The organism is Shewanella sp. (assembly GCF_051658185.1).
Classification (GTDB): Bacteria; Pseudomonadota; Gammaproteobacteria; order Enterobacterales; family Shewanellaceae; genus Shewanella.
In genome coordinates, this window is record NZ_JBOFMC010000395.1 from 1 (window position 1) to 3,268 (window position 3,268).

Genomic DNA, 3,268 nt, shown 5'->3' on the forward strand with positions numbered 1-3,268 from the left:
CACTGCCATCTGCGATGCCTTTGGCGGACAAGGTATCAACCATCTCTGGGGACATGTCGTCGGCATTGTGCTCAGCATTGTCCTTGGCATCATTTGGAGCATGGTTTTGGGCAATCGCCATTGGCCGCAAAGGGATCTCGGCAAACTGCTCTTCTTTACGATCCTTTTTACCGTCCAAAATATCCGGCAGAAAAATGACCCCAAGGGCCACCAGCACCACAGTGCCGACTAAACGATTATGAAACTGGCTAGACAAAACTGACATCCTGCATAAATAGAGATTTAAATCCTGCGACAGTGTAAAAGGAGCCAAACACAATTACCACATCATCGGGGCGAATTTGCGCTTTTAATGCAGTCCATGCTGCGGCTATGTCCTCAAATTCAAATGCATTGGCTTCGGGACTGAGGCTCTGACGTAAATGACTGGCACTGGCGCCGCGCTCCCCTTGTAAACTGCACAAGTACCAAGCATCGACCTTTGACTCAAGCACGGCCAAAACGCCGGCAATATCCTTATCCTTTAACATGCCGCACAGGGCAAATAAACGCTTAGTGCCTACCCTTGGCTGCAGTTGCTGGGCTAAAAAGCGCGCCGCGTGGGGATTATGGGCCACATCAAGTAGGATCAAGGGCGTAGCACTCACCTGCTCTAAGCGGCCAGTTAAGCGGGCCGTACTTATCCCTTGTGCGATGACCTCGGCGCTCAGAGTTGGCCAACCCTGTTCAATAATGGCAAGCACAGTTGCCGCGTTAGGCAATGGCAGTGTTGGCAAAGGTAAGCCTGACAGTGTGCGGATTTGCCCTTGGTAATCCCAGCTATCAGGCCGTTCATGGTAGCTAAACTCTTGGCCCACTCGGTATAAATGGGCTCCAAGGTCCTTCGCAACGTCGTTTACTGTTACCGGTAAATTGGGCTCGCCGACAATCGCAGGTCGAGCGCGGCGAAAAATTCCCGCTTTTTCACGGCCGACGGATTCTCGCGTATTACCAAGGTAACTCTGGTGATCTAAATCCACCGCGGTGATCACACTGAGATCCGCATCGATAATATTGGTCGCATCTAAACGGCCGCCAAGACCGACCTCTAAAATAATCACGTCGAGCTTGGCCGCTTTAAACAGTATTAAAGCCGCAAGGGTGGCATACTCAAAAAAAGTTAAAGAGATATCGCCTCTTGCGGCCTCTATGCACTCAAAAGCCTCGACAAACGCCTCATCACTGGCATCTTTGCCATTAATCCGCACACGCTCGTTATAGTTGATAAGGTGCGGCGAGCTATACACGCCAACGGTAAATCCGGCTAAACGCAGCACATTTTCCAGCATGGCACAGGTGGTGCCTTTTCCATTGGTGCCCCCCACCGTCACCACTTTCGATGGTGCGAGCTGCAACAGTGCCAAGCGCTGTGCCACGGTGGCGACACGGGTCAAGCCCATATCAATTTCTGTTGGATGAATGCTGAGTAAATAGGTTAGCCACTCATCTAATGCGGCGTGTTCCTGCGGTGCTGTTAGCTTCTGTGCGCTATACATAGGTAAGTTCCTTCCTTCGATACCCGGCAATGCGGCGATAACGTGACGTTGTCCATGATTTTAATCGAGCATAAACAATGGCCCTAGCGCCAACTTAGGGAGTTGATATTGTTCAGGGTAAGTGACATCAACCAGATAAAGCCCATGGGGTTTGGCGGTGGCGGCGGCTTGATTACGATCTTTTAATGCCAGCAAATCGGCCATCCAACTAAGGGGCTGATGACCTAAGCCAATCTCAAGGAGTGATCCGACAATATTACGCACCATATGGTGTAAAAAAGCATTCGCAGCGATATCAACAATAATATACATCCCTTGACGGGTCACCTTAACGCTATGGACATTGCGAAAAGGCGTTTTCGATTGACATTGCACAGCCCGAAAACTGGTGAAATCCTGCTCCCCTAACAAAGCCTGAGCCGCTTGGTGCATCCTTTGGGCATCGATATCGCCGTGATAATGGCTCACGCCATGGCGCAAAATCCCCGGGCGAAAATTATGGTTGTAAATGACATAACGATAGCGCCGTGCAGTCGCAGAAAAGCGTGCATGAAACCCATCGTCCACCTCTTTAGCCCAACGCACGGCAATATTATCCGGTAGATTCGCATTCACCCCTAGGGTCCAGGCGCCGATGTTACGCACCGCTTGGGTGTCAAAATGCACCACTTGGCCAGTTGCGTGTACGCCTGCGTCGGTGCGGCCAGCACAAAAGAGCGTAATGGGCTCGTTGGCAACCGTAGATAATGCCCGTTCTAATTGCCCTTGTACTGAATCGACTTCGGCTTGACGTTGCCAACCAAAATAACCACTACCGTCATATTCAATACCTAATGCAATTCGCATCCACTCACCCTCTTAGTTAATTAAGCGGCGCATTTTATCACAGCAAAGCGTAAAAAAAACGGCGCAAAGAGCGCCGCTTTCAATTCCATTGAAGTGATGGGGTTAACCTATCTCTTTGAGTAAGCGAATGGCCTCATCCTGCTGACGTTCATTACCATCAATTTGTACTTCTTTTAATAACGCTTTGGCACTGTCACTGTCATCGATTTCGATATAAGCACGGGCGAGATCCAATTTCGCGTTAACGGAGTTTTCTTCATCGTCGACATCAATCATCGCCGCATCGCCAATTAACGCCTCAACGTTACTCATCTCGACGTCAACCTCAGGATATAAATCGACTGGCGCATTGTCCTGCTCGGCATCGTTTAGTAACTTATCAATATCGATAAAGCCATAGTCATCTTGAAAACGACTCAGATCATGCTCTGCACTAAAGGGTTGTGAAGCACGGCTTTCTTGCACATCCAACGCGGCAAGGGCCTCATCGACGGTCAAGGTATGATCGCCATCGAGTAAAAAGCTGTCCTCCGTCGTTAAGACATCGTCATCATCGGCCAAATGCTGAGCGGTAAACGCGGCTAAGACACTGTCATCACTTAAATCAAGCTGAAGCTCTGGTTCGGTATCGCTAGGTGTCTGCCTGTGCTCTGGCATCGTTGCAAGCAAAGGTTCAATTTGCTTGCAACGATGCCAGAGCACAGGCATCGGTGCAAGCAAAGGTTCAATTTGCGCCTCTGTTGCAGTCATATCGATGCGTTTATTTACCACCACTGGGGCATCTATCGGCGCCGCAGCAGGGGGGACAGGGCTTGCGGTGGTCGGTTGACTGACAACATCAAGCTCGGTATCCCATTCAAGGACATGGGGATCTGCATGCTTATTGG

At 50.1% G+C, this 3,268-nt stretch carries 3 protein-coding genes and 1 pseudogene; all 4 read right to left on the reverse strand.

Going from position 1 to position 3,268, the window contains the following annotated elements:
- Positions 1 to 256, reverse strand: a pseudogene (locus tag ACRCZA_RS14855) (SPOR domain-containing protein); the annotation flags it as partial.
- Positions 249 to 1,535, reverse strand: a complete 1,287-nt coding sequence (folC, locus tag ACRCZA_RS14860; RefSeq protein WP_438675169.1) for a bifunctional tetrahydrofolate synthase/dihydrofolate synthase — start codon at positions 1,533 to 1,535, stop codon at positions 249 to 251. The pseudogene ACRCZA_RS14855 and the gene folC, both read right to left, overlap by 8 nt.
- Positions 1,536 to 1,595: 60 nt before the next feature.
- A complete protein-coding gene (gene truA / locus ACRCZA_RS14865) occupies positions 1,596 to 2,381 on the reverse strand; it encodes a tRNA pseudouridine(38-40) synthase TruA (RefSeq protein ID WP_438675170.1) in 786 nt (261 codons plus the stop codon).
- Positions 2,382 to 2,483: 102 nt separating this feature from the next.
- Positions 2,484 to 3,268 (reverse strand): FimV/HubP family polar landmark protein (locus tag ACRCZA_RS14870; protein WP_438675171.1); only part of this gene is annotated, 785 nt, incomplete at its 5' end.

Coding starts and splice junctions, on each gene's coding strand:
- folC (WP_438675169.1), bottom strand. CDS start 1,535: ATGTATAGCGCACAGAAGCTAACAGCACCGCAGGAACACGCCGCATTA.
- truA (WP_438675170.1), bottom strand. CDS start 2,381: ATGCGAATTGCATTAGGTATTGAATATGACGGTAGTGGTTATTTTGGT.